This window comes from Mesorhizobium sp. M2C.T.Ca.TU.002.02.1.1, assembly GCF_003997225.1.
On sequence record NZ_RZTO01000791.1, the window covers coordinates 1 to 2,800 of the forward strand.

Sequence of the window (2,800 nt, forward strand, 5' to 3'; positions counted from 1 at the left end):
GATGAAGGTCGGCGAGATCGCGACGCCGCTGACGAACACCGCCAGCGCCAGCGTCGGCACTGTGTCGGCAAAAAGCAGCGGCAGCGTGGTGAGCGCGATCACGGTGACGGCCACCGCCAGTTGCCGCTGCAGCGGCGCCTTCAGGCTGAGCGCGCCGACGATGATGCCGAGCACGAAGGAGCCGAGCGCGTAGACGCCGATGACCAGGCTTGCCGCCTCAGGCTGGCCAAGCGCCTTGGTGATGGCGACTGTCGTGACTTCCGTGGTGGCGAAGGTCGCCCCGACGAAGATCAGCGCGAAGGTGATGATCTGCACCGGCCGCAGGCGGATCGCCGAGCTGGTCGCCCCATGTTCCGCCGGGCGGACGGGCGGCTCGGAGGAACGCTGCAACAGGAATGCCGCCGAACCGAGCGCGAGCAGCAATGTGCTGACCACCATGCCGGCCTCGGGAAACAGCGCCGCGCTCAAGCCAACCGACAGCGAGGCGCCGGCGACGTAGACCAGCTCGTCGGCGGCGGATTCGAAGGCGAAGGCGGTGTTCAGCTCGGGGCGATCGCGAAAAATCTCCGTCCAGCGCGCCCTGACCAGCGCCGGGATGCTGGGCATGGCGGCGGCAAGCAGCGCCGATCCGAACAGGGTCCAGGCCGGCCAGTGCTGGTTGGCCGCGACGATCAACGTCGCGAAGGCAAGCACCGAGACGAGCGTGGTCGGCAGGGCAATCGCGGTTTGGCCCCGCTGATCCACCCATCGCGAGATCTGCGGTGACAAAACTGCATTCACAAGGGCATAGGTCGCTGAGACTGCTCCGGCCAGCCAGTATTCGCCATGTGTCTGCGACAGCATCGCCACGATGCCGATCGGCGCCATGGCGATCGGTAGCCGCGCGATGAAGGCGGCCGCTGCGAAGCCTTTGGTGCCGGGAGCCCGAAAGATGTCCGCATAGGGGTTTCGCATGATCCTGCTCCTCGACAAGGGTGAATACCACAATTACATACGTCGCGTATGAATGTCAGATAATTCATACGCCGCGTATGTCAATTGGCATACGACGCGTATGTGAATAGGGCCAGAGCCATGCACAGACCGCGCAAGGAGATGATCGCCGAGACGCGCGCCAAGCTGATCGCGGCTGCCCGCCACGCCTTTGGCACGGTCGGCTATGCCGAGGCCTCGATGGACGATTTCACCGCGTCGGCCGGTCTGACGCGCGGCGCGCTCTACCATCATTTCGGCGACAAGAAAGGCCTGCTGCAGGCGGTGATCGCCGAGATCGACGGCGAGATGGCCGTGCGGGTGAACGAGGTGGCCTCGAAGGCGCCGACCCGCTGGCAGCATTTCGTCGACGAGTGCACCACCTATATCGAGATGGCGCTGGAGCCGGAGATCCAGCGCATCATGTTCCGCGACGGCCCGGCCGTGCTCGGCGATCCGGCGCAATGGCCGAATGCCAGCGCCTGCACCGCCTCGATGACCGAGCATCTGACCAGGCTGCAGGAAGAGGGCGTGGTCGTCGCCGATGTCGATCCCGAGACGGCCTCGCGGCTGATCAATGGCGCCAGCAGCCAGGCCGCGCAGCGCATCGCCAATTCGAAGGATCCGGAAGCCACCTCGAAGAAGGCGATCGCGGCGTTCAAGCAGCTGCTCGAAGGCTTGCGCAAGAAGCCTTGAGGGCACGCTTGGGTACCCAGGCCACCGCGTTGTGCACTGGTTTCAGGCCGGTGCAACCCTGCCGTGATTGACAATCAATAGGGCGAGCGCATCCTCCCCAGCCATTCTCTTACAGCGCCGCGCGTTCTTTGAACGCGCAAAGGACGCTGTAAAACTTTGATTTGGCGCATGATCCTTTCCGAAAATCGCTTCCGATTTTCGGGGTCATGCGCGGGGTGTGGGGAGTCGGGGCCATGTGGGACTTCAGCATTGGCCGGTCTGTGTCGATCATGATGCGGACATGGCCGTTCATCGTCTTTCGCATGATCGTCTATTTCGGCATCACGGTCGCCTACATCATGGCGACCGGCACGGGCGCCAGCGTCGGCTACGGCGTCGGCCATATCTCGACCGACCCCGACGGTCCGATGTCCTTCGCGCTCTGGGGCGGCGTGGTTGGCTTCGGCATCGTCTCGATCGCCGTCTACTGGATCCGCGAATACATCCTCTACGTGCTGAAGGCGGGCCACATCGCCGTCATGGTGCATCTGATCGACGGCCATGACGTTCCCGACGGCCAGGGCCAGATCGCCTATGCCAAGCAAGTCGTCACCCAGCGTTTCGCCGAGGCCAACATCCTTTTCGTCGTCGATCAGCTGGTCAAGGGCGCCATCCGCGCCATCACCGGCCTGATCGGCGGCATCGCCGCCTTCCTGCCCATTCCGGGCCTGAGCGGCATCGTCAGCTTCATCAACACCGTCATCCGCATCTCGCTGACCTATGTCGACGAGATCATCCTGGGCTACAACATCCGCGTCAATTCGAGCTCGCCCTTCGAGACGGCGCGCCAAGGCGTCGTGCTTTACGCGCAGAACGGCAAGCACATGGTCAAGAACGCCGTCTGGCTTGCGGTGATCATGTGGGGCGTGTCCTTCGTCATCTTCCTGCTGATGCTGGCGCCTGCCGCCGCCATCCTGTGGGTCATGCCCGGACAATTGGCCGGCTGGGCCTTCGTGCTGGCCATCGTCTTTGCCTGGGCCTTCAAGGCAGCCTTCATCGAGCCGTTCGCCATCGCGTCCTTGATGCAGGTCTATTTCGAAGCCATCGAAGGTCAGGTGCCCAATCCCGAATGGGACACGCGGCTTGCCGAGGC

The 2,800-nt window shown here is 63.9% G+C and carries 3 protein-coding genes; 2 read left to right on the plus strand and 1 reads right to left on the minus strand.

From position 1 onward, the window contains the following. Window positions 1-954 (minus strand): MFS transporter (locus tag EOD07_RS29460; RefSeq protein WP_127237843.1); only part of this gene is annotated, 954 nt, incomplete at its 3' end. Window positions 955-1,074: 120 nt separating this feature from the next. Between EOD07_RS29460 and EOD07_RS29465 the strand changes: the two genes are divergently transcribed. Further along, window positions 1,075-1,668 (plus strand): TetR/AcrR family transcriptional regulator, encoded by a 594-nt coding sequence (locus EOD07_RS29465; protein ID WP_040991099.1) that lies wholly within the window; start codon window positions 1,075-1,077, stop codon window positions 1,666-1,668. A gap of 233 nt (window positions 1,669-1,901) precedes the next feature. Beyond that, window positions 1,902-2,800: hypothetical protein (locus EOD07_RS29470; protein ID WP_127237844.1), on the plus strand; the 899-nt coding region annotated here is incomplete at its 3' end.